The sequence below is a fragment of the Flavobacterium antarcticum DSM 19726 genome (assembly GCF_000419685.1).
GTDB classification, from domain to species: domain Bacteria; phylum Bacteroidota; class Bacteroidia; order Flavobacteriales; family Flavobacteriaceae; genus Flavobacterium; species Flavobacterium antarcticum.
On record NZ_ATTM01000009.1, the window covers coordinates 1 to 22,959 of the forward strand.

General features: G+C 33.5%; 19 protein-coding genes and 1 tRNA gene. 10 read left to right on the forward strand and 10 right to left on the reverse strand.

Annotated elements, in window-relative coordinates; translation table 11 throughout:
* Positions 1-194, reverse strand: a 194-nt coding sequence (locus tag YWA_RS0113965) for a transposase (protein WP_022829140.1), incomplete at its 3' end; no start/stop codon positions are given.
* Positions 195-256: 62 nt separating this feature from the next.
* Between YWA_RS0113965 and YWA_RS15165 the strand changes: the two genes are divergently transcribed.
* Entirely contained in the window at positions 257-730 is a 474-nt protein-coding gene (locus YWA_RS15165; protein ID WP_022829141.1) for a DUF3871 family protein, read from the forward strand.
* A gap of 39 nt (positions 731-769) precedes the next feature.
* On the opposite strand, the gene YWA_RS0113975 is transcribed toward YWA_RS15165, so the two are convergent.
* The 3 genes from YWA_RS0113975 to YWA_RS0113985 form a co-directional block, all read right to left on the reverse strand.
* On the reverse strand, positions 770-3,007 hold the full coding sequence (locus YWA_RS0113975; RefSeq protein ID WP_022829142.1) for an ATP-dependent helicase: 2,238 nt from the start codon (positions 3,005-3,007) through the stop codon (positions 770-772).
* A 68-nt stretch (positions 3,008-3,075) separates the two neighbouring features.
* Entirely contained in the window at positions 3,076-5,772 is a 2,697-nt protein-coding gene (locus YWA_RS0113980) for a phospholipase D-like domain-containing protein (protein WP_022829143.1), read from the reverse strand.
* Positions 5,765-7,372 (reverse strand): hypothetical protein, encoded by a 1,608-nt coding sequence (locus tag YWA_RS0113985; protein ID WP_022829144.1) that lies wholly within the window; start codon positions 7,370-7,372, stop codon positions 5,765-5,767. Before YWA_RS0113985 ends, YWA_RS0113980 begins: the two co-directional genes overlap by 8 nt.
* A gap of 143 nt (positions 7,373-7,515) precedes the next feature.
* On the opposite strand from YWA_RS0113985, the gene YWA_RS0113990 reads away from it, so the two are divergent.
* The 5 genes from YWA_RS0113990 (at position 7,516) to YWA_RS0114010 (ending at position 14,866) form a co-directional block, all read left to right on the forward strand.
* Complete coding sequence (locus YWA_RS0113990) at positions 7,516-8,991, forward strand: type I restriction-modification system subunit M (protein WP_022829145.1); 1,476 nt, start codon at positions 7,516-7,518, stop codon at positions 8,989-8,991.
* The gene (locus tag YWA_RS15170; protein ID WP_022829146.1) at positions 8,991-10,166 is read left to right on the forward strand and encodes a restriction endonuclease subunit S; all 1,176 of its coding nucleotides are present in this window, start codon (positions 8,991-8,993) and stop codon (positions 10,164-10,166) included. The genes YWA_RS0113990 and YWA_RS15170 overlap by 1 nt, the downstream gene beginning before the upstream one ends.
* A gap of 10 nt (positions 10,167-10,176) precedes the next feature.
* Positions 10,177-10,800: a hypothetical protein gene (locus tag YWA_RS0114000; RefSeq protein ID WP_022829147.1), complete on the forward strand. Its 624-nt coding sequence runs from the start codon at positions 10,177-10,179 to the stop codon at positions 10,798-10,800.
* Positions 10,801-10,809: 9 nt separating this feature from the next.
* Entirely contained in the window at positions 10,810-11,418 is a 609-nt protein-coding gene (locus YWA_RS0114005) for a hypothetical protein (protein WP_022829148.1), read from the forward strand.
* Between the two features lie 64 nt (positions 11,419-11,482).
* On the forward strand, positions 11,483-14,866 hold the full coding sequence (locus YWA_RS0114010) for a DEAD/DEAH box helicase family protein (RefSeq protein ID WP_211214225.1): 3,384 nt from the start codon (positions 11,483-11,485) through the stop codon (positions 14,864-14,866).
* A 4-nt stretch (positions 14,867-14,870) separates the two neighbouring features.
* On the opposite strand, the gene YWA_RS0114015 is transcribed toward YWA_RS0114010, so the two are convergent.
* Positions 14,871-15,995 (reverse strand): toxin-antitoxin system YwqK family antitoxin, encoded by a 1,125-nt coding sequence (locus YWA_RS0114015; RefSeq protein ID WP_022829150.1) that lies wholly within the window; start codon positions 15,993-15,995, stop codon positions 14,871-14,873.
* A gap of 340 nt (positions 15,996-16,335) precedes the next feature.
* Here YWA_RS0114015 and YWA_RS0114020 point away from each other — a divergent pair, with 340 nt between their 5' ends.
* From YWA_RS0114020 to YWA_RS15175, 3 genes are all read left to right on the forward strand, one after another.
* On the forward strand, positions 16,336-16,716 hold the full coding sequence (locus YWA_RS0114020; protein WP_022829151.1) for a hypothetical protein: 381 nt from the start codon (positions 16,336-16,338) through the stop codon (positions 16,714-16,716).
* 409 nt (positions 16,717-17,125) lie between these two features.
* Positions 17,126-17,563: a JAB domain-containing protein gene (locus YWA_RS0114030; protein ID WP_022829153.1), complete on the forward strand. Its 438-nt coding sequence runs from the start codon at positions 17,126-17,128 to the stop codon at positions 17,561-17,563.
* Between the two features lie 198 nt (positions 17,564-17,761).
* On the forward strand, positions 17,762-18,544 hold the full coding sequence (locus YWA_RS15175; RefSeq protein WP_022829154.1) for a DUF3127 domain-containing protein: 783 nt from the start codon (positions 17,762-17,764) through the stop codon (positions 18,542-18,544).
* Positions 18,545-18,951: 407 nt separating this feature from the next.
* Here YWA_RS15175 and YWA_RS15480 read toward each other — a convergent pair whose 3' ends face one another.
* The 3 genes from YWA_RS15480 to mce all read right to left on the reverse strand — a co-directional run bounded on the left by YWA_RS15480 (position 18,952) and on the right by mce (position 20,226).
* The gene (locus tag YWA_RS15480) at positions 18,952-19,422 is read right to left on the reverse strand and encodes a hypothetical protein (protein ID WP_245557722.1); all 471 of its coding nucleotides are present in this window, start codon (positions 19,420-19,422) and stop codon (positions 18,952-18,954) included.
* Between the two features lie 228 nt (positions 19,423-19,650).
* Positions 19,651-19,724 (reverse strand) — tRNA-Ile (locus tag YWA_RS0114045).
* Between the two features lie 100 nt (positions 19,725-19,824).
* Positions 19,825-20,226: a methylmalonyl-CoA epimerase gene (gene mce, locus YWA_RS0114050; protein ID WP_022829156.1), complete on the reverse strand. Its 402-nt coding sequence runs from the start codon at positions 20,224-20,226 to the stop codon at positions 19,825-19,827.
* Between the two features lie 241 nt (positions 20,227-20,467).
* On the opposite strand from mce, the gene ahcY reads away from it, so the two are divergent.
* On the forward strand, positions 20,468-21,784 hold the full coding sequence (gene ahcY, locus YWA_RS0114055) for an adenosylhomocysteinase (protein ID WP_022829157.1): 1,317 nt from the start codon (positions 20,468-20,470) through the stop codon (positions 21,782-21,784).
* A 193-nt stretch (positions 21,785-21,977) separates the two neighbouring features.
* On the opposite strand, the gene rpmA is transcribed toward ahcY, so the two are convergent.
* Both rpmA and rplU read right to left on the reverse strand, forming a co-directional pair.
* Positions 21,978-22,238 (reverse strand): 50S ribosomal protein L27, encoded by a 261-nt coding sequence (gene rpmA / locus YWA_RS0114060; protein WP_022829158.1) that lies wholly within the window; start codon positions 22,236-22,238, stop codon positions 21,978-21,980.
* Between the two features lie 30 nt (positions 22,239-22,268).
* On the reverse strand, positions 22,269-22,913 hold the full coding sequence (gene rplU / locus YWA_RS0114065; protein WP_022829159.1) for a 50S ribosomal protein L21: 645 nt from the start codon (positions 22,911-22,913) through the stop codon (positions 22,269-22,271).
* Positions 22,914-22,959 lie beyond the last annotated feature (46 nt).

A 22,959-nucleotide genomic window follows, 5' to 3' on the forward strand; every position in this document is an offset into this window, starting at 1 on the left:
GCTGTCTGTTTTATAATTCCATTACCAGGAAAACTAACAGCACCAAACTTATCGTAATCCTTGCGCCATTTATAAAGCATACTAACTCGGATACCTAATTCTCTAGCTAATTCAGTAATGTTAGAACGTTCATTACTTAATTCTACAGCTTTTATCTTAAATGCTGCATCATATTTTTTTCTATCTGTTGTCATAAGTTAAAATTAAGTTTTTTTCTCTTAACTTAAACTCCCAGCTAAATTAGTATATCCAGTGTATGAACTTGTGCGTTTGGAGTGATGGCTACGTGGATGACTTGAGAGTTGGTTCACAGTATGAACTTCAAGAAAAGATTACTTCAGTCCTTAGGGAGTACAATGCTGAAAATCAACTTACATCTTTGAAAGAACTTGCTAACCATAGCATTTCTGAACAGCAGTTTGCTCAAATTCTAGGTAAGATGCGATTATACCACCATTTACCTAAAGAAGAAAAAGCAAGAGTACCATTGATGCAGTTTAACGACAATCACATCAGCACAATTGCTAAAGATTACTATGAGGATGAAAGTTTTTGCCGAAATGAGCAAGGACAAATCAACTTATGGGATGTTTATAATTTACTAACTCAAGCCAATAAGAGTAGTTACATTGATTCCTATTTGTCTAGGAATGTAAATGCCTTCGACTTTACAGATGGCATTAGAAAAGCACTGATTGGTAGTGGAGACTATCATTGGTTTTTGGGTTGAGTTATGAGGCTGTTTTTTGACAGCCTCATTTTTTTACTCTTATATGACGCTCACGTCACCCCATGTTGAATCTTCTAGCTTCGCTTCAGTAATTACCATTTTCTTGTTTGGATACGCCCTTCTATAAGCAAATTCGTCTTCTGGTGTATTTAATTCTAGAACATCAACTTGCATTCGTAACTCGTCCTTACCTAAAATGTTCAGATACCGTTTAACATTATTAATTATGTTTTTTTTACCAGCTATACTTTTTACACTTTCTAACCAAGCAGTAGTATCTATAGTGTTATTAATCAAAGGTTGTAAAACTTTTCTCGTTTTAGTTAAAATTATTTCTTCCAAAAATCTTGATGAAATAATTTGCTGGTCGTTACTTGTGCCTATGTAAACTTTTTTCATAGCCCTTGTCATAGCGACATAGAATAATCTTCTTTCATTTTCTAAAGCTGCAGATAAGGTCGGTGTACCTTCAGGATTTGAAGTATCAAATATTGAAATGTCGCTATTAGAAATATATGGCATATTGCCCTCGAAACAGTCTGGAATAAAAACATAATCAAATTCTAATCCTTTCGTTCTATGTACTGTAGACATTTTTATTATATTATCTTCATTCTTCTCCCCTCTAGTTGAGTCCAAGCTTTTTATGTATTTCTTCAATTCAGTTGGTAAAAAAGTAAGGTCAGCGGTAAACATTATAAAACCTTCGATATTACTTGCTTTGTTTACGGCTTTTTCGCCTGGACCATAATAATTTAAATAGTGATTTTCTAATTTGGAATTCAGATATACCCATCTTACTAACTGATCTGTTTTCACTTCTTTTTTTTGTCTCATTTCTGTTAGATAGCAACTACCATCTATCAAAAGTGTAATTAACTCACTAATCGTTTCTGAATTTGCTCCCAATTTATTAGCTTGTTCATCTAAAAATTCTACCAGATTTTTATTTTTATTATTCTTTAATTGAAATTCGAATTGCACTTTACTTAATTTTCTATTAGGAGTATTTAATACATTTAGAAAAGCTGAAATAGTACTGCTGTCAATTTTTGACTCTAATTTTTCTATTACAAAAAGATAATCAATTAATATTGTGATTTCTCTCTTAGAATAAAATGGACTACTTCCTTCAATCTTGTATGGTATCTTTCTTCGTAAAAACGAAGTTTCTAGACCTGACAATTGAGAGTAAAGTCTGGCAATTACTCTAATATCTTTAGGAATAACTTTCTCTTCTTTAACCAGTTTTATTACTGTTTTACAAAGCTCGTCATTAACATTAAAGATTTTGTTTTGACTAGAATGGAAAACCTCTATGTCGGTCCCTGAAGTAAGTTTATTAGCAAGAACATTTTTTTCCTTTCTATTAGTGTTGTGAATAATCGTGTTTTGTGCACATTGTGCTAGAATTGGTCCGAATCTAAAAGTTTCGTCTAATTTAAATATCGTGTGAGGTTTGCTAGTAAATTTTGTCTGAAATTCATTTAATATATATTCAGGTCTTGCGCCTCTCCATTCATAAATTGTTTGGTCATCATCACCGACAACCATGATATTAGCAGTATTTCCAGCCAATAACTCAATTAGTCTTTGCTGTCCATAATTAATATCTTGATACTCATCTACAATTAAGTGTTCTATCTTGCCAAGCCACTTTTGTATATATTTCTGATTTTCAGAGAGGAGTTTAACGGTGATGGGTATAAAGTCATCATATGTCAACGCATTCTTCTCTTTCCTGCCTTTTTCAAATTCCTTATACACCAATATACTTTCTGGAGAGTAGTGATGTCCAGCATTTTCGACTGAAATCAAAGATCCTTTCCACAAGGATATTGCTGTACTTACGTCTTCAAGTTCAACTTTCCCTTTCTCAATAATTTCTTTTCTCTCAAAATCTTTAATTATCGAATTCAGTAATTTATCAATCTCGAAATCATTTTCACCTGTCCAAAACACTGAAGCGGGTATATCTCCATCAGTAATTGCAGATTGAATAAATTTATATGAAAATGCATGAAAAGTAGATATATAGTCAACTCCTATCAAATTAGCTTTATTACATTTGGATTTAAAGTCTTTTGATGCAGCAGCATTAAACATCAGAACTCTAATTTTTTTAGGGTTCACTTTATGAGTTTCGATTAAATTTTTTATCCTGTGAACCATGGTAGTAGTTTTCCCAGAGCCAGCTATTGCTAAAACTCTAGCATGCCCCTCAAAATGGGCAATTACTTTTTTTTGATTTTCATTTGGCGTAAATTTTTTTGACATAGGAAAAAATTTAATCTAAAGTTAAAATTCCGAAGTGTTAAAAATAGTCAAAATTGGCAAGGTTTTGATTAAACTACAGTATTTATGTTGTCTTCGGAATAAGTTCTTTCGAAATACTGAATGCTTTTTTGCCCAACTTCAATCTCTTCTAAAATATAAGATGATTTATTTAAAGGAAAACCTTCACGAATCAAAGTAAGCAAGTGGCAGTTTTTATCTTGTTTTTTAGAAATTCTAGTAAAGCCAATTTTACTGCTAAAAATAACATTTCCGACTTCTAGTTCATCAGTGTTACGGACAAGGTTCGCTTTTCTTAATGCTATTTCTTCCCAATGACTAAACCAATTTTTATAGCTATACATGAAATTATTAGTAAAGAAGTAAATGCCCTCTTTTGACACTTTTTCCAGAACCATCTTTTCGACAAGTTCATTCCAGAATAAGTCATCATTTATCTTATCGGGATTTATAAAATAAAGACAGTTTAAAATTAAAGTATCTCTGTAGCTATCTTCCTCTTTTTTCCAACTGACTTTAAGAATAACTGCTAAAGCCTTAATGAGCAATAACCTCCTCTTTTGATTAAAATTTTCATTTATAACAGCATAGTCGTATTTCTTCATCCCTGCAGTTGACAGCAATAGAAACTTTCCAAACACATTAACTAAAAACTTTTTAATAGAATTAGATTCTGAAAAAACGGAACCGTGTGGTAAGTAAAGCTCTTCTTTCGTTGAAGATTCATCCATTGGGTTATTTTGATAGATAAATTTTTTACCTTCAAATATTTGAATTAATTCAAAAGCAATTAGGACATTTGAGAATACCCTTATCGTAATCGGCTCACTAGGACTTAAAGTCAGAGCTTTAGATTCTATAAAGTTTTCTAATTTCGAAATATATAAAGTTTCAAGTTTACTGAAGTATTTGCTTATTTGTATCTGCTCTTTTTTTGCATCACTTTTCTTAATGATTTTTCTTTGAACTTCTCCGCCTTCCCCGCTTTGATTTTTGTCCTCAAGCAAGGATTGTTCTTGGCTTTCAGAAGGCTCATCATTTTTACTGTGACTTCCTGACGAGATTAAACGTAGAAACTCTACAATTTTTAAGTTAGGACTAGACAATTCTCCTGATTGCTTGAGAAACATTTCATTACTGATTTTGTTAAACTCATCTGCCGTTAACTTCTCGAAAATTTTATCTGACTTTGCAACCTCTAATCTTTTAGGGCTACTGAATCCTGAATGTGACACTGACTTTATACTTTTGTCTGCGTCTTCATCAGCCCAGTTGTAATCTAAATATTGTAAAAGTGTGGTTACACCCTCACCATCTGGATATTCCTCTTCAAATAATGCATCTAGTTTTTCTTGATTTGGGTCAGGGTTGCATCTCATTAAATACTCTACTCGATGAACAATGGAAAAATTAGAAATTCTAATCGCAGATAAATCTGTTACAAAAATTTTAAAAATTTCATCAGGTTGCTTACATTTTAAATTTAATATTTTGTCTTTAGACGTACCTTCTAAAACCTCCAGCAGAATCCCGTCCCTACTCATTAGAGATATATTTAAATTAAGGTCTTCGGCAGTTTTTAGGTAAATTGTAATCTCACTACCTCTTAACTCACTATATATTATTCGTTGTCTAAAAATTGCTCTAGGGATAGCATCTACATTGATTCCTCTAGTTTTACTGAAATTGGCAAGTTGAATTTTTGTTTTTGGTATTTTAATGTTTAGCTCTTGTATCCAAGAAGTTATAGGAGCACTATTTCTTTTTATTAATATTCCTGCTTCTGCATTTTTACCTTTAGAGCCAATGCTGCCCATAGCAGCAGCAGTAGCATTTGCACTTCCTAAAAATATATATTCGCTTCCACCTTCAAATTTAAAATGTATAACTTTAGCATGTAGACGATTGTAGTCTTTTACATAGTCCTCTTTACAAGCACTCCAGTCATAGAATGATATTCTGTTTTCAATAGCAATATCTAAATCAGTAGGCAGAAGTCCTGAATTAACGTCTACTATACAATTGAAAATGCTTGGATGATAATGCTCAAAAAGTTGCTTCAGTACTGCTCCTTTTTTGTCATAGTACGGAGAGATTACAGTAAGCTCCATCAATTCTTTTTTAGGTACAATGGAAACTAACTCTTCAAATATTGAAAATTGACTTCTATTGCTAATAAAATGAATACTTTGTTCAATGCTCTTAAATGAAATTTCTGAACCAATTTGAGGCAGTTCATTTAGCCAAGGTGAGTACTTAACTAGCCACTCAATTTGTTGATTGATAAATCCTGTTGCCTGTTGCGTATAGTGCTGTAGATAAAGCCACACTTGGGCAAATAATGGAGCATTCTCATTCTCTATGCTATCCAAATGAAAAGCTCCCCAAATTTCGTCATTAGTACTTAATCCTGAAGATGTAATATTTCCAGAGCCTATTATCAATAAACCGTGTTTTACTCCAGTAAGCAACATGATTTTAGGATGAAAAACTCCACTCTCGTATATGGGTAGAAAGTTATAGGTTTTGTTGTGCTTGAATTCTTTTCCCGTTGTGTTCTCTTGTGCTAATTCTAGGAAATGTCCATCAGCGAGAACATTTACATTCTTGATATTGGCGGTTCTTAATTCTGGTAAAATACGTTCCTCAAAAAATGAAAAATCAAAAGAATAGCAAGTAAGTAAGCAAGAGTGATATTTACCTCTGTTTTTGCCAATCAATTCTATAATGTTTCTTCTATCAATCATTACCAAAACCTTTTAAAAGTGACAGTCCTGTATCTGACAAGCTATAGTTTGGACTTATTATTCCTAAATCTTGCATGTATTTAATCAAGTTTCCTAATCGAGGACCTGTGAAGCCTGCATCAAAATTTCCTAAATATCTAATATGATGTTCCTCTATTATAAATTTTTGGGTAGATAATGTTCCGCCACGAATCTTACGAAATGCTACGTACTGGTGTCTGTAAATTATGTTCTGATATAGATACTCAAAAAGGTATTGCTTTAGTGATTGTTCCTTTTTTACATTAAACTGTGTTAGGAAATAGGTTGAAGGCTCGCCATCCTTTCCCAAATTATTAGCTTCTGAATATTCTCTCAAAGAAATCAGTTCATCATTATTGTTTTTATATTGAGTAAAGAACAACATGAAGCCATGTGCTATCTTTTGAATACCACTACTTTTAGATGCTTCTTCTAATAAACTATACTCGGTGTCATCTAGCTTGCCAATTAGACTTGTTACCGACTCTTGTTCAGTATCTATCCAACCTTCACCAATAAATACATCAAGTACTTGTTGAGTAATATCTTCAACAAAACTTTTTAAAGGTTGCCAATTTGGACCCACGGTGTTTTCTAAATGTGAAAGTGTCCCATTAAATATAGAGGTATTAGCGAAATGCCAATATTCATTGAATTGGTAATAATACCAGCCCATCAGAGTTGTATCTTGAACCTCATTTAACTTGCCTCTTTTATTATAGGCATAGTAAACAAAGGCTCGGTCACTAAAGTTCTCATATTGGTTTTTTAAATACCCTAACAAATGTTTTAAAGTTTCTTTTCTAAAGGTACTTGGTTCTTCTTCTATACGTAAAGGAAAATCCTTTTGAAATAGAAGTTCAAGTAGCAATGATTGCTCTTTAGTATTAGCAACAATCAAAGTTAAATCAAAATCAGGAAGTAAAGATTTCAGTTCTTCTTCGGTTATCTCCCCGCTTTTTATACTTTTTAAAAATGTTTCTTTTGTAGTTGAGGATATGTTTTCATTAAAAGCTTTAGCAAGCATTTCTCCACTGACGAAATTTTCATCTTGCGAATTTGTTCGAACATATAGTCCTGCTTGATTCTCTCTGTTACTTATGATGCCTATATCTCTCATTGAACCTATATAGTACTGTCCAAAAGCACCAAAAGAATAATTCCAGTAGGTTTCAGCGGTACTTCCATCTGACTTGAAAGTTCCTTCCTGAAGGTCGTAAATTTTAGTGGAATTAGATTGTAATTCTTTATTAGCGTAATTACTCCCCGGAATATTTGAGGCATCTCCCGGAATAAATTGCGAAATCAAAGCAATCATATACTCTGCTCTACGAATAAAAACCTTTTGTTCTTCAGGATTGGTACTGCCATTTTTTTTGCTGTACTCATCTAAAAGCCAACAGTAAAAGCTGTAGTAGCGTATGCGTCCTGTCACATTGTTTAAACCTGGAAGCAACATGGAAAACGTAGCATCGGAAGTGTTTTGTAATCCGAGTGGGTCTAGACCTCTTATAAAACTTAATCGTTCACCAAAGAAAGGTGCCAAGCTCTGGTTATTTCTAATTACTTTTTCTGCCATATCTCAAAAAGTTAATCTATAAATCAAATCCCCTAAATGTAACACAATCCCTCACACCCACAATTTTTTTTTTTTAACATTTCTTAAAAAAATCACTACTTTTAACCCAAGTACGCTAAATTGAAAAAACTTTATACTATAAAATGATAACAGGAGAATTAAAAGCACAAGTAGATAAAATATGGGAATCCTTTTGGACAGGTGGAGTTTCCAATCCATTGACTGTAATTGAGCAGTTTACCTACTTACTATTTATACGCAGATTAGACGAGACCCAGTTGCTTGAAGAGAAGAAAGCAACGATGATTAAAAAGCCTATTTCTAATGTCATCTTTACCGAAGCACAGTCAGAACTGCGTTGGAGTTCCTTTAAGAATAAAGAACCACAAGCCATGTTTGACTTGTTTACGAAACTCACTGTAGATGAACTATCTGTGTTTGAACACATGAAACAAGTGGGTGATAAAGTAGGTGTTTTTGCACAATACATGAAAGGAGCTACTTTTATGATTCCTACTCCTCGACTCCTTGACCAAGTAGTTCAGATGATTGACAAAATCAAGATGGATGATAGAGATACTAAAGGAGATGTTTACGAATACCTACTATCAAAAATAGCTACAGCAGGAACCAATGGACAATTTAGAACTCCAAGACATATTATCAAAATGATGGTGGATATGGTACAACCTAAAAAGGAAGATACCATTTGTGACCCATCAGCAGGAACAGCGGGTTTCCTAGTTTCAGCAGGAGAATATATCCACGAGAAACATCCGGAATGGTTCCATGACAAAACATTTAGAGAGCATTACAACAGCGAAATGTTTACAGGTGTAGAATTTGACAATACCATGCTCCGTATTGGAGCTATGAATTTACAACTTCATGGAATAGAAAATCCAACTCTTATAGGTAAAGATGCTTTAAGTGAAGGAAACGGAGACATCAGAGAACAGTTTTCTTTGATACTTGCAAATCCACCTTTTAAAGGAAGTTTAGATTTTGATAGTGTTGAAAGCTCTATCCTGAAAGTTGTAAATACCAAAAAAACAGAATTACTCTTTTTAGGCCTAATGCTACGAATGCTAAAAACAGGTGGAAGATGTTCAGTTATTGTACCTGATGGCGTATTATTTGGAAGCTCAAATGCACACAAGCAAATTAGAAAAGAAATTATAGAAAACCATAAATTAGATGCAGTAATTTCTATGCCAAGTGGTGTCTTTAAACCTTATGCAGGAGTAAGTACAGCAGTTTTATTTTTTACAAAAACAGGAACAGGTGGTACAGATGATGTTTGGTTTTATGACATGCAAGCTGATGGCTATACTCTAGATGATAAAAGAGCTGAAAACAAGAACAATGATATTCCTGATATTTTAGAACGATACCATAATTTAGAAAATGAAACTGCTAGGTTGAGAACTGACAAAAGTTTTCTTGTTCCAGTAGCTGATATTGTTGCTAATGATTGGGATTTGTCCATAAACAGATACAAAGAGGTAGTTTATGAAGAGGTAAGTTATCTTGCTCCAACAACTATTATTGCAGAAATTAAAGAGTTGAATTCAGAAAGAGATAATGCTTTACTAATCTTAGAAAAGTTACTTAAATAATGGAGTTTGTTAAATTAAACAAGCTTTGCAAAATGCAGAGTGGAGGAACTCCTTCAAGAGCAAACCTTGATTTTTATGAGGGAGATATTCCTTGGGCTAAAATTAGAGATTTAGAGAAAACAGATGATGGTTTCATTTCTTATACAGCAGAACACATTTCAGTTGAAGCTTTAAAATCAATTAATAACAGATTTTTTAAAGTAGGTACTTTATTACTTGCAATGTATGGTTCTGTTGGAAAAACTGCTATAACCAAAATAGAGTTGTCAACAAATCAGGCAATTCTTGGGATTAATATTCTTGATGAAAAAGTACTTGATATCAAGTATTTAAGGTATTGGTTTACTACAATTAAGGAAAAATTATTAGATAGAGCGGTTGGGGCAGCTTTAGCAAATATATCTTTAGGAATTGTAAAGGAACTAGAAATTCCACTACCACCATTACCACAACAACAAAAAATAGCCAACATACTTGATGCAGCAGATGCATTAAGACAAAAAGACAAAGCACTTTTAGCAAAGTATGATGAACTTACACAAGCGCTTTTCTTGGATATGTTTGGAGACCCTATTAGTAATCCTAAAGGATGTAAAATTGTAGAGTTAGGTAAAATTTGTTCAAAAATTACTGATGGAGTTCATGCTAAACCAGAATATACTGATGAGGGAGTTCCTTTTATTTCTGTAAAAGATATTACGACAGGTGTTTTAAAATTTGAAAAATGTAAATTTATTTCGAAAGAAGCACATCAAAAATACTTTAAAAGATGTAATCCTGAATATCTAGATATCCTTTACACAAAAGTTGGTGCTACTTATGGAAGACCAGCTATTGTAGATGTAGAAAATGAATTTAGCTTGTATGTAAGTGTTGCGCTATTAAAACCTATTAAAGAAATAATAAACCCTTACTTCTTATTGGAAGTTATGGCAAATCCTGTAATAAAAAGGCAAGCTGATAAAGCAATAAAAGGTATTGGTGTGCCTGATTTACATTTGAATATGATTAAAAAATTTCTACTACCTCTGCCATCTATGGAAGAGCAAATAGTTTTTTCAGAAAGAGTACAATTGATAGAACAGCAAAAAGCCATAGCACAAATGAGTTTAGAAAAATCAGAAGAGTTGTTTAATAGTATTTTACAAAAGGCATTTAAAGGTGAGTTATTGTAAAAGTATAGAGATGAAGATAATTAAAACAATAAATCAACTAGAAATAAGTGATGGTACTCTTACCGCTAACGAAGAAATTGTATTTCTTCGTCAAGGCAGTATGGATGGTGCTTGTGGTCCGTATTGTGTTTTTATGGGGTTGATTATCTTGGGGATTGTCAATTATAATCAAGCAACTAACCTTTGGTTATCAAAAGGCACAACCAAACTTGGTAAATTAATTAAAGCACTTCGGGAACATGATATCTTTATTCAAAATGGAACTTTCGTAGAAGATTTAGAAAAAATGTTGAGTCAAAGTTTCAAAAAAGATGTAACAACGGAAACAAATTCAGCAGGTGGTAGAAAAGTTATCGACTTTACAATTGCTTCATTAAAGAATAATTCTCCTGTGATTGTGGGAATTAGAGGAAAAAATTTAGCCCATTGGCTTTTAGCAGTAGGATATGAAGAGAACAGTGATGGTGTTTCAAAATTATTTTTTTTAGACCCAAGTGCTTCTGAAACTCAAAATTATTGGAATTCAATTATAAAAACAGATGAATCTTTTCACGGTATTTATCCTTATAAATGGGAAACCCATGAAGATTGCTATGTCAAATTTGAAGATGCAATAAGTCTAAACATAAAATAAAAAAGACCAATGAAAACAAAAGTTATATTTATTCTACTAATTTTTAGCTTTTTAGCTTGTAAAGAGACAAGTTCATCTTATGATACTAAAGAGTCAAATAATAGTTTCTATCAAGAAGGAGGTGCATCTTATACTAACGAAACCTATTCTACAAATAGCGAAGCTTATTCAGATGGTACCTATTCCGCAGATGTGGATTACTATAATCCAGATACAGGAACAAATAGTACCTACACTTTAAATGTTGAAGTAGAAAACAATGAAGTAACAGTAATTTATTGGCCAAATGGGGGTTGGTTAGATGACAGTCATTTTTCACCACAAGAGTTGGACAGCAATGGAAGTTGCTCTTTTATTAGTGACAAAGGTTATGAGTATTCTATACATATTACAGGAAGTGAAACTTCTTACACTGATGAGTACAGAGCAAGAAGCGATTCTGAAGATGACCTAGAAGCTGTAACTTGTCCAGAATGTGGGGATGATAAAGATGAATATGAGGAGTATTGCTACTATTGTAAAAAAAAGTTTACTTGTCCAGAATGTGGAAGTAAAAAAGATAAATATGATGATTTGTGTGATGATTGTCAAAGAAGTAATGATGAAGAAAATGAATAATTAAGTATTACTTATGAGCAACTTTAAATTCCTTCAATCCGAGTGGCAATCACTTTACAGTAAATTGAAAAAAGCAGAAGAAAGGGTTTTTACAGAACCTGTTTCTACAGCAAGTTATTGCAGGTTAGTATTAGAGGAAAGTATGCACCTTATCTATGATATGGAGCATCTTGAAAAACCTTTTAATACCGAGCTGATTCAATTAATGGACAATGAAGAAATTAAAAGTATAATTAAATACCAACTTCTCGAAGGCTTACACATTGTAAGAAAAAATGGTAACAATGCGGTTCATTATGGCAACAGGATAGCTAGTAAAGATGCCTTAATTAGCATCAGATACACTTATGACTTTGTAAAATGGTTTGCATTAAACTACAGTAAAATTATTCCTGATTTGCCGGGTTCTTTTAATGAAACTCTTATCCCAAAACTCGGCGAGAAACAAAGACAGTTAAAGGAATTACAACAAGAACAGGAAAATGCACACGCACTCTTGCTGATAGAAATTGCCAACCTTCAAAAAGAAAAAGAGGCAATTATTGCTATATCAGAACAGAGTGACCTTGCATTACAAAAATATAAAAGTGAATCTGAACAAGCTGTTGTAAAACTAAAGAAGCAAAAGCAAGAAAGACTAAAGCCTTTATCTTCAGAATTTACAGAAGCACAAACCAGACAGCATTTAATTGATGTTGATTTGCGAGAAGCAGGTTGGAACAAGCTAAATGTAGGCAGAGAGTTAGAGTACCCAGTTGCAGGAATGCCAGTAACAGCAGATAATCCAAAAGGAAATGGCTTTGTTGACTATGTACTTTGGGATGACAATGGAAAACCTCTAGCTCTTATAGAAGCTAAAAGGACTACAAAAGATATTGAAATTGGAAAACATCAAGCAACTTTATATGCTAATTGCTTGGAGAAAATGCATGGGCAAAGACCTGTAATATTCTACACCAATGGATATGAAACTAAACTGTGGGATGATAAGTTTTACAGTTCACCTCGAAGAGTTTATGGCTTTTACACCAAAGAAGAATTACAGTGGTTGATTCAGAAAAGAACAACTATAAAAGACATTCGTAAAGCAACTATTAATACTGAAATAGTAAACAGACCCTATCAGTTTGAAGCCATTAATAGAGTTGCAGAAACATTTGTAGCAGATGGAGCAAATGGTATCTGTGGTAATAAGAGAAGAGCATTATTAGTAATGGCTACAGGTAGTGGAAAAACCCGAGTAGCTGCTGCATTAGTAGATGTACTCTTCAAAAATAATTGGGTAAAGAGAGTTTTGTTTCTTGCTGATAGAAATGCATTGGTAAGACAAGCTAAAAACAATTTCAATGAGCATTTGCCTGATTTATCTTCAATAGATTTAACAGCAGAGAAAGAGAATGATACCACAAGATTAGTGTTCAGTACATATCCAAGTATGATGAACAAGATTGATAACATTAGGACTTCTGATGAAAGATTTTATGGCGTAGGTCACTTTGACTTAATCATTGTAGATGAAGCACACAGGTCAATCTACAACAGATACAAAGCCATCTTTGATTACTTCGATGCAAGTATTGTAGGACTGACAGCAACTCCTAAAGATGGAATAGACCACAACACTTTTGAGCTTTTTGGTTGCAGTAATGAAGACCCTACATTCCTATATGAACTTCATCAAGCAGTTCCACTATATCTGAATCCTTACAAGAACATTGATATTTCAACTAATTTTTTGAGAGAAGGAATTAAGTACAAAGACTTGACAGACAAGGAAAAGGAAAAGTACGAAGAAACTTTTGAAGACAAAACAACAGGATTATTCCCTGAAGAAATAAGAGCTAATGCAATGAACAAGTGGCTTTTCAATAAAGACACAGCTTTCAAAGTGCTAGACGCTTTAATGGAAAATGGTTTGAAGATTGAAGGTGGAGATAAACTAGGTAGAACCATCATTTTTGCTGTCAATCAGAATCACGCAAAATTTATAGTAGAATGCTTTACAGAGAGATACCCACATAAACCTTCAGGTTTTATAGCTATGGTACATAATGAAGTATCACATGCTCAAAGTTTAATTGATGCTTTCTGTGACAAGTACAAAGAGAATAATCCTCAAATTGTTGTATCTGTTGACATGATGGATACAGGAATAGATGCTGTAAGAGTTCTTAATTTAGTGTTCTTTAAAGTAGTGCGTTCTTATTCCAAGTTTTGGCAGATGATTGGTAGAGGGACTAGATTGTGTCCTGATGTATTTGGACCAGACCAACCTAAAGAAGAGTTTTTGATATTTGATGTTTGCGGAAACTTCGACTTTTTTGAAGTGCAGAAAAAAGGTAAAGAAACTTTACTAGGTAAACCCATTACACAACAGATATTTGAATCAAGACTACACTTGAGCAGACTGTTATTAGAAGATGCTACTGATGAAGATATTGAATTGTCTAACTCATTAAAAGACATTCTACACAAAACCATTCAGCAATTAGACAGAAAGAGATTTCAAGTTGCAATGAATTTGAAGTATGTAGATGAGTTTAATGACAGAGCAAGATGGAGTAATCTTGACAGTAATGACGTGCATATTATTGAAGAAAACCTTTCTGAATTGCCTATCCCAGAAACTGTGAATGAAATGGCTAGAAGATTTGACCTGATGATGTTGAAGCTTCAAATAGCTACACTGATGATGTCAGGCACACAGAAGAAATACGAAGAAAACCTAATAGATATTGCCGAAGGATTAAGTCAGAAGTATACTATTCCTGCTGTTTTAAGAGCAAAGTCATTGATTGAGAATATCAAGAAGCAAGATTTCTATAAAGGAATCTCACAGAAAAAACTAGATAGTGTAAGAGAAGAATTACGAGAACTTATCCAATACCTTGAAAGTAGTAAGAGAGCTGTCATCTACACTAATCTCGTAGATTCTGACATTACTATCACATTTAATGAGCCTGTTATCAAGTCAAATTATGGACACTCTTATAGACGAAGAGTAGAAAGCTTTATCAGAGATAATAAAACCCAACTTACAATCTCAAAACTGCAAACAAATGAGCCGATAACGGTACAAGAATTAAAGTTGTTGGAAGACATTCTATTTGATGGAGATGAAAGAGGTACTAGAGAAGACTTTGAAAAGGAGTTTGGACAAGAACCTTTAGGAGTATTTATCAGAAGTATTATTGGACTTGATGTCAAAGTTGCTCAAGAAGCATTCGCAGATTTTCTCCAAGCAGGGAGCTTAAGAGCAGACCAAATGACTTTCATCCAAAACATCATCTCCTACCTGACCAAGAATGGTACAATAGAACCTAACATGTTATTTGAATCCCCTTTTACAGACATGAATGACCAAGGACTAATTGGGATATTTGAAGATGGAGATGCTCACAAAGTCATTAGTATTATTGAGAGGATTAATGAGAACGCAATTGGTTAACTGCTTATTCAGAATTTTTGAAATATAATGGAAATTCACATTTGCATTTATATGGTTCTCTATTGACCTCGTTCCCGTAAGCAAATTCTTGAACGATATACAATTTCTTTTTGTCAACTCCTTTAGGACAGTAACTTTTTCGAATACCATGTTCCAAATTATTTTCATAAGCTGTCTCAATTAATAAGAACCCTTCTTCAGCATGGAATATAATATTCCTTCCCTCCATTTTGTCCTCTTTATAGGTCTCTATATTAGTTAGTATTAGCTTATTTCCGTATTTATTAGTGTTCGGATTATAGAAGTAGTCGTAAATTTGCCATTCACCATCCATTAAATCGTTCTTATAACTACCCACTTCATGAATATATGGTTTATCATAACGGTAATCATATCCTATGTATTTCCCATTCTTCTTACCATTTTTATACTCAAAGATTTTGTCTTTTATGCCACCTATATACTTCACTAATTTACCATTTAGAACATCGTTAATATAAGTGCCTTTTTCTGTAATTTCTCCCTCGGCAGAATACTTTTCAGTAATTCCACTTTTCATATTATTTTTATAAAACGACTTTGATTCAAGAACACCATTTTCATAATAAAACTTCCATAAACCCTCTTTTTTACCATTTAATAATTGTCCTTCAGACTCTATTTTAGAAGTACTCCTGAACAAGTTTTTTACTATCCCATTTTGAACTGTATCTTCAATAATATCTCCTATAAATACTGGTTCATCAATTTTTTCAATATCGCTGTTTTCAATTTTTTTATAAGGGTTATGATAATCTGTTACCTTGAGATAGACGAAAAATAGAACTAGGAAAGTTGCTATTATTATGTAAGGCAACTTTTCTTTAATTATCATTCCTAAGTTACTATTCTTTAATTGTCCCTCTCTAAAGCGTGATTTAGGAATTTTCCACCTTCCATTTTCCTTATAAGCATGAGCAATTTTGCCTTCCTTAAGTTGGCTTCTAAATTGCGTTTCATCTTGCTTGTAAGATTCGTTAAAAACTTTTTCTAAATAAAGTAATTCGACAGCTTCCGAGAGCGTCAGATGATGGACACCACGCTTATCAATTTCCTTATCAATTGTGTCAAATATCAGTTCTGTTTTCATCTTTAAAGGAGCATCATGAGGTTATAATCGATTTCGACTTGTAAGGATTGCATGTCGTAACTCATAGAGATACAATAACCTATCTAGTAAGTTCTAAAAATAGACAGAAATTTTGATAAAAAAAATTTTGGTAAATTTTTTTTACGAAATACTGTGAGAGCTTGAAGTACCTATGTCATGCACCCCACTCATTTTCGAGGATGGGAACATCCCCACCACAATTTATAGCGAAGAAATTTTCCGGAGCGAAATAATAAACTCAAGTTGATAGCTGTAGTTTACTTTCGGACAGAGAATGTGTTTTTTATGTGGTTATTTTACAACTCAAAAACTCAAAACAATGGTAACTATTATTAATTACAAAGAAAGACAAAAGGAGGACGGAACTAGTTTCTTCGTTTTGGAAGTACAAGGTGGTCTTGAAATGATTATGAGTAAAGCTACAGGACAGTTTTATGCAACAGCAAAGAAAGCACACCTATCATCAACATTTGATGAAATGACGTGTTCTGCTTTAATTGGAACTAAAATTCCAGGAAGCATTATGAAGGACAGATGCGAGCCATTTACTTATGTAGTGAAAGAAACAGGAGAGCAAATTACTTTACACCACAGATGGGTTTATGTAACTGAAGAAGAAGTTAAATCTCAAGAGGACAAAGATTTTGAAGCTAATGCCCAAGTCTTCTCAAGTAATGGAGCTTTAGAATACGCAATGTAAAAAACAAAGTCTAGTCTACTATAGATTAGACTTTGCTTTTATCTGATGCCTAACTCATTTATTATTTTAAAGTAGATTACGAAGACCTTCATGGTTTAAAATAGTGTCGAATGAGGCACGTCTCCCAATAGTCGTGGCTATTTATACCACTCAAACATAATTTTTATCTTGAAGGTGCTAGACTATTTGAGATAGTGCTAATGCAGAACTTTGACTGTGGGAATGAGTCCTTTCATTTTTGAAAATCTAAATGAAAAAGTGCCCAAAAAGAAAACCGTATTCGGTTTCCCAAAAACAAGGAGTGTCACTCAAGTGGGAGGGAGTGTTCTCTAGAGGGTTTCAGAAAACCTCTCTGACGCAAAGTTATAAGAAAGAATTGAGATAGTCAACCATTTTAAAACAAAACAGCATGGAAATAGCAGAAATAAGTGTCTCATATTCAACAAGTAAAGAAGAGAAACTAAAAGTCACAAAGAGCAAAGACAGCTACGATATTTTAATCTCTAATTGGAATAAAAACACTTTAGAACTACAAGAGGAATTCAAAATACTTTTATTAAATCGCAATAATAAAGTGCTAGGCATTTACCCAATCTCTAGAGGAGGAACTGCAGGAACAGTTGTCGATGTAAAGTTGGTTTTTAGTGTCGCATTAAAATGCAATGCAAGTAGCATCATCATATGCCACAATCATCCAAGTGGAAATCTTAATCCAAGTGAATCAGATAAAGTCATGACAGAAAAATTAAGAAAAGCAGGAGGTTATTTAGACATTGCCCTACTAGACCACATCATAATTACGAAGTATGGTTTCTTTAGTTTTGCAGATGAGGGATTGATTAGATAATCCCTCATAATTACTCCACATTTAAAACGGATAGCATTTCTGTAGTTATCTGTTTATTTATTAGCTTAAGTAAAACGATGCTTTTTGTGGAGGAATTTAAAAAACGATATGGAGGCAGATAGTATAAATAGCGTTATTTAAATTTAAATTCTAAATTTGACTTCGAAAGAGAGAAAAAACCATTCAAAGTAAATCCCTATGCAAATTCAAAAAATAGCAGATGAGTTCGAAGCATTATCAGACACAGGATTTCATAACGTCGAAATACTCGAAACTTGGCTATCTAAATACGATGCAGAGTATCGTCATCAAAAAGCAATTTACAACAGCCTGAAAGAAAATGGTTCAATTCCATTACTTTCGGAAAGTTTTAAAGATGAATCCATATTTGTTTTGGGCTACGAAATAGTTCAGGAAGTAGTTGAGTGCTCAAAAGATGAACCTTTCTTTAAAGAACAAATTGAGATTTACGAAGCTATTAAAAATGATGTTACAAAGTTAAGCTTATGGCTTCAAGAGCACTATTTAGAAACTGATGGAAAGCAATCTCGATTAAGAAAATCATTTCAAGATACTAGAAGAATTTCCGGTTATGATTTTACAGTGACATTCATTTTTGGACCACTGAAAAATGTTCCTCTAGAAATTTCAGAATGGGAATATACTGCCAAATTTCTTGATGTAATAGAACGCTCAAAAAAAATTCAACTTACTGGCATAGTTCAACATATAAATGATGTTGAAGTTATTCAACAAAATAGTACTAATAGAAGAACACAATCCATAGTGATTGACCCACAGGATTGTAATTTGAGCACTTTCCAAATTAGTTTCTATGAAGATAAGGTACAATTATTAGATAAAATTGAAGTAGGGCAAAAAGTAAAAGTTCTTGTTCAACTTTATGGAAGGAAAGACAAAAAGAATAAGTCAAAACATTATCATGGTCTTCTTGGTTGGGATATTGAAAACCTTAATTGAAGTGAAGGAATCAAGCCAATGAAGGAAAGCAAAAATTAATCACTCTTATTTTGTTACAGTTGTTGCAACAGTTACAGTCTTACATAACAAGTTTAATATTTTAAAACCTTCCTACAACATTACGACAACATTTTACAAGAAGAATGCAAAGTTATGAAAGTAAATACAATCCCTAAATTCTTTATGATATTGATTATCAAACCGATGAATCACAATGAAAAGATTTGAAAGATTTATTGAAATGACTGGCAGTCAAGAGGTCGTGGGTTCGAGCCCCATCTTCTCCACTTTTTAAACCTTGTGTTTTTCACAAGGTTTTTTTTATGTCAATTTTAGAAAAAAACTGTACAGACAAGCACAAAAAAAACCTTCATTTCTGAAGGTTTGAGTCTATACGAATTTACTTATTATTTTGGTAATGGTGCACCAACGGCAATTTCACATAAATGACCTGCTTGACCGTGTGGCGGATTCATTCCGGGTTTAGTAGCGACCGTTCCTGACGACATATCTACAGGAGACACAGAAGCCTGACCTTGTGGAGCAGCTTGTTGCATTGGAGCCGGAGTAGGCATCGTTCCTTTTGGCGAATTCAATGGAGCACCAACAGCGATGTCGCAACGGTGATTAGGCTGTCCATGTGCTGGATTCATTCCAGCGGCAACCTGAACTGGAGTAGCTTGATTTTGAGCGGGAGCCGGCGTTTGAACCGTTTGTGTATTCCCAGTTTGAACATCAAATTGCTGTTCCATACTTGTTCCTTCTGGAGAAGCTACTTCAGTGACCGGCGTTTCAGTGCTTTCCTGTGGTTGTAATTCTTTTTTGCAAGAGATAAATAATAGAGAAGCTAAAAATGCACTAGCTAGTATTGTTTTCATGTTCATAGTTGAAGAAGTTTAAATTTTAACAGCTTCAAATATAGCGGTTAATAATTGCTATTTAAAAATATTAACAGAAAAAGATGCCAAGTAGGAGAACTAACTTAATAAAATCAGTGTTTTTAAAACAAATTTTGCTTCACAATAAACGCTTATATTACCGAAATAGCCTGTTTTCACAAAATAAAAAAACCTTAACTATACAATTGATAGTTAAGGTTTTAAGAGTGGTCCCACTTGGAATCGAACCAAGCACCTACTGATTATGAGTCAGTTGCTCTAACCGAATGAGCTATAGGACCAAAGTTGAGGTTGCAATATTACGGTTATTTTAGGTTTGTTGCAACTATTTTTCGGCAAAAATAGCATCGTTTTTCTATTAAATTACTAGAATTCTAAACACTATTTATTCTCTTGGCACAACTCAATTAAAACGCCATTTGTTCCTTTGGGATGCAGAAAAGCAACTAACTTATTATCAGCACCTTTTTTCGGTATTGGGTTTAATACTGTAAATCCTTCTTCTTGCAATCGAGCAATTTCTGACGTAATATCTTCGACGTCAAATGCGATATGGTGAATGCCTTCACCCTTTTTTTCTAAAAATTTTGCAATAGGACTTTCAGAATTAGTCGCTTCTAAAAGTTCAATTTTATTAGGTCCATTCATAAAAAAAGAAGTTTTAACACCTTCACTTGCTACTTCTTCAAATTTGTACGGTGGTGCTCCAAATAATTTTTCAAAAAGCGCATTGGAAACTTCTAAATCCTTCACTGCAATCCCTATATGTTCGATCTTTCTCATAAAATAAATTTTAGGACAAAGTTCGCAAACATTTTTCAAATAAAAGAAATATTAATCAGTTGACTCTATTCCTACTTTTTTAAGCAACTAATTATAAAATAAGTAGACCTGTTTTTGACCTAAATACTTCAAATTGTTAAACTTATAATACTAAACAATTCATAAATCCAGCATATTGTGGCATATTTTTAAAGTTATTGCGTAAATTTGCACCGAAATTAGATAATATAAAAAAAGATAAATGAGTACTACAACAATGCCTTTTGTGGCTTTCAAAGTAAAAGACATCTCTCTTGCAGCATGGGGAAGAAAAGAAATTGAATTAGCTGAAGCTGAAATGCCAGGTTTAATGGCGCTTCGTTCAGAATATAAAAACGAACAACCTTTAAAAGGCGCTCGTATTGCAGGATGTTTGCACATGACTATACAAACTGCGGTTTTAATTGAAACATTAATTGCTCTTGGTGCTGACGTAACTTGGAGTTCTTGTAATATTTTTTCTACACAAGATCAAGCTGCTGCTGCAATCGCTGCTGCTGGAATTCAAGTGTATGCCTGGAAAGGTTTGAACGATGAAGATTTTGACTGGTGTATTGAGCAAACTTTATTCTTTGGTGAAGACAGACAACCATTAAATATGATTCTTGACGATGGTGGAGATTTGACAAATATGGTTATTGACCGTTATCCACATTTAGTTGCTGGAATTAAAGGACTATCTGAAGAAACTACAACAGGAGTTCACAGGCTTTACGAAAGAGTAAAAGCGGGAACATTACCAATGCCGGCAATCAACGTAAATGATTCAGTTACAAAATCTAAATTTGACAATAAATACGGATGTAAAGAATCAGCTGTTGATGCAGTTCGTCGTGCAACTGATTTGATGTTGGCTGGAAAAAGAGTAATTGTTTGTGGATACGGTGACGTAGGAAAAGGAACTGCTGCTTCATTTAGAGGTGCAGGTTCTATTGTGACGGTTACTGAAATTGACCCAATTTGTGCTTTACAAGCAGCAATGGACGGTTATGAAGTTAAGAAATTAAATACTGTAGTTGGAAATGCTGATATTATCATCACAACGACAGGAAATAAAGACATCGTTCTTGGTTCTCACTTCGAGCAAATGAAAGATAAAACGGTTGTTTGCAATATCGGACACTTTGATAACGAAATTGACATGGCTTGGTTGAATAAAAACCACGGCAGTTCAAAAGTGGAGATCAAACCACAAGTAGACAAATATACGATCAACGGAAATGACATCATTTTATTAGCTGAAGGTCGTTTGGTAAATCTGGGTTGTGCTACAGGTCACCCAAGTTTTGTAATGAGTAATTCATTTACAAACCAAACTTTAGCGCAAATTGAATTGTGGAAAAACAGTGCTAATTACGACAACGACGTTTATATGTTGCCAAAACATTTAGATGAAAAAGTAGCTATGTTGCACCTTGCAAAATTAGGTGTTGAATTAGAAACTTTACGCGACGATCAAGCAGCTTACATTGGAGTTCCTGTTGAAGGACCTTTCAAACCAGAATATTACAGATACTAAATAATTGTAAATTCTTGATTTACAATTTCAGATTAGGAACCCTTACAGCAATGTGAGGGTTTTTTTATGAGAAAATATTTGTGTTTTACGTTCATGTGTTAAACAGCATTTTCTTCAAAAAAATGAACTTTTGGACAAACAAAAAACCCCAATCCTTGCAGATTGGGGTTTTGTTATGATATGAAATCAACGATTATGCTTCGAATGGAAGGATAGAAACGTATGATTTATTATCTCTTTTCTTTTGGAACTTCACTAATCCATCAACTCTTGCATGTAAAGTATGATCTTTACTGATGTAAACGTTTTCACCTGGATTATGTTTTGAACCTCTTTGTCTTACAATGATATTTCCAGCGATTGCAGCTTGTCCACCATAAATCTTAACACCTAAACGTTTTGATTCTGATTCTCTACCATTCTTGGAACTACCGACACCTTTTTTGTGAGCCATGACGTATGAGTTTTATATTGTTAATATTAATTAAACTGCTCTACCGCCGTTTAATTCGTCTTGTAATTTTTTTAATTCGTCCATTTTACCATCAGCAGCTAATTGAGCTTGTTGTGGCCAAGTTGTAGGATCTAAATGAGACAACTGAGAAGTTGATGCGTCTAAAATTTCTTTAACCGCTTCTACTTTAGCTTTCGCTAATTTAGAAAAAGTAGTAATTCCAGCTTCAGTCAATGCTTCAGCAGCTTTTGGTCCGATTCCTTCAACAAGTGTCAAATCATCTGATTTTTTTGCTTTTGGAGCTTTCGCTTCTGCAGTCTTTTCAGCTTTTGGCTCTGACTTAGCAGTTGCTTTTTTAGTTCCACCAACAGAAATTCCAGAGATTTGGATTTGAGTCAAATACTGACGGTGTCCGTTTCTCTTTTTGTAACCTTTTCTTCTTTTCTTTTTGAAAACGATTACTTTATCTCCTTTTAAGTGTTGTAACACTGTAGCTTCAACAGAAGCTCCTTCTACAGCCGGGGCGCCTAAAGTGATTGTGCCAGCGTCGTCTAACAAAAGAACTTTTGCAAATGAAATTGCATCTCCTTCTTTGTCAGCCAAACGGTTCACATAAACCTTTAAGTCTTTGCTTACTTTAAATTGTTGCCCTGCTATCTCTACGATTGCGTACATAACAATGATGTTTAGTTAATTTTTAAGGTTGCAAATATACAACTTA

Coding starts and splice junctions, on each gene's coding strand:
- YWA_RS15165 (WP_022829141.1), top strand. CDS start 257: ATGAACTTGTGCGTTTGGAGTGATGGCTACGTGGATGACTTGAGAGTT.
- YWA_RS0113975 (WP_022829142.1), bottom strand. CDS start 3,007: ATGTCAAAAAAATTTACGCCAAATGAAAATCAAAAAAAAGTAATTGCC.
- YWA_RS0113980 (WP_022829143.1), bottom strand. CDS start 5,772: ATGATTGATAGAAGAAACATTATAGAATTGATTGGCAAAAACAGAGGT.
- YWA_RS0113985 (WP_022829144.1), bottom strand. CDS start 7,372: ATGGCAGAAAAAGTAATTAGAAATAACCAGAGCTTGGCACCTTTCTTT.
- YWA_RS0113990 (WP_022829145.1), top strand. CDS start 7,516: ATGATAACAGGAGAATTAAAAGCACAAGTAGATAAAATATGGGAATCC.
- YWA_RS15170 (WP_022829146.1), top strand. CDS start 8,991: ATGGAGTTTGTTAAATTAAACAAGCTTTGCAAAATGCAGAGTGGAGGA.
- YWA_RS0114000 (WP_022829147.1), top strand. CDS start 10,177: ATGAAGATAATTAAAACAATAAATCAACTAGAAATAAGTGATGGTACT.
- YWA_RS0114005 (WP_022829148.1), top strand. CDS start 10,810: ATGAAAACAAAAGTTATATTTATTCTACTAATTTTTAGCTTTTTAGCT.
- YWA_RS0114015 (WP_022829150.1), bottom strand. CDS start 15,995: ATGAAAACAGAACTGATATTTGACACAATTGATAAGGAAATTGATAAG.
- YWA_RS0114020 (WP_022829151.1), top strand. CDS start 16,336: ATGGTAACTATTATTAATTACAAAGAAAGACAAAAGGAGGACGGAACT.
- YWA_RS0114030 (WP_022829153.1), top strand. CDS start 17,126: ATGGAAATAGCAGAAATAAGTGTCTCATATTCAACAAGTAAAGAAGAG.
- YWA_RS15175 (WP_022829154.1), top strand. CDS start 17,762: ATGCAAATTCAAAAAATAGCAGATGAGTTCGAAGCATTATCAGACACA.
- YWA_RS15480 (WP_245557722.1), bottom strand. CDS start 19,422: ATGAAAACAATACTAGCTAGTGCATTTTTAGCTTCTCTATTATTTATC.
- mce (WP_022829156.1), bottom strand. CDS start 20,226: ATGAGAAAGATCGAACATATAGGGATTGCAGTGAAGGATTTAGAAGTT.
- ahcY (WP_022829157.1), top strand. CDS start 20,468: ATGAGTACTACAACAATGCCTTTTGTGGCTTTCAAAGTAAAAGACATC.
- rpmA (WP_022829158.1), bottom strand. CDS start 22,238: ATGGCTCACAAAAAAGGTGTCGGTAGTTCCAAGAATGGTAGAGAATCA.
- rplU (WP_022829159.1), bottom strand. CDS start 22,913: ATGTACGCAATCGTAGAGATAGCAGGGCAACAATTTAAAGTAAGCAAA.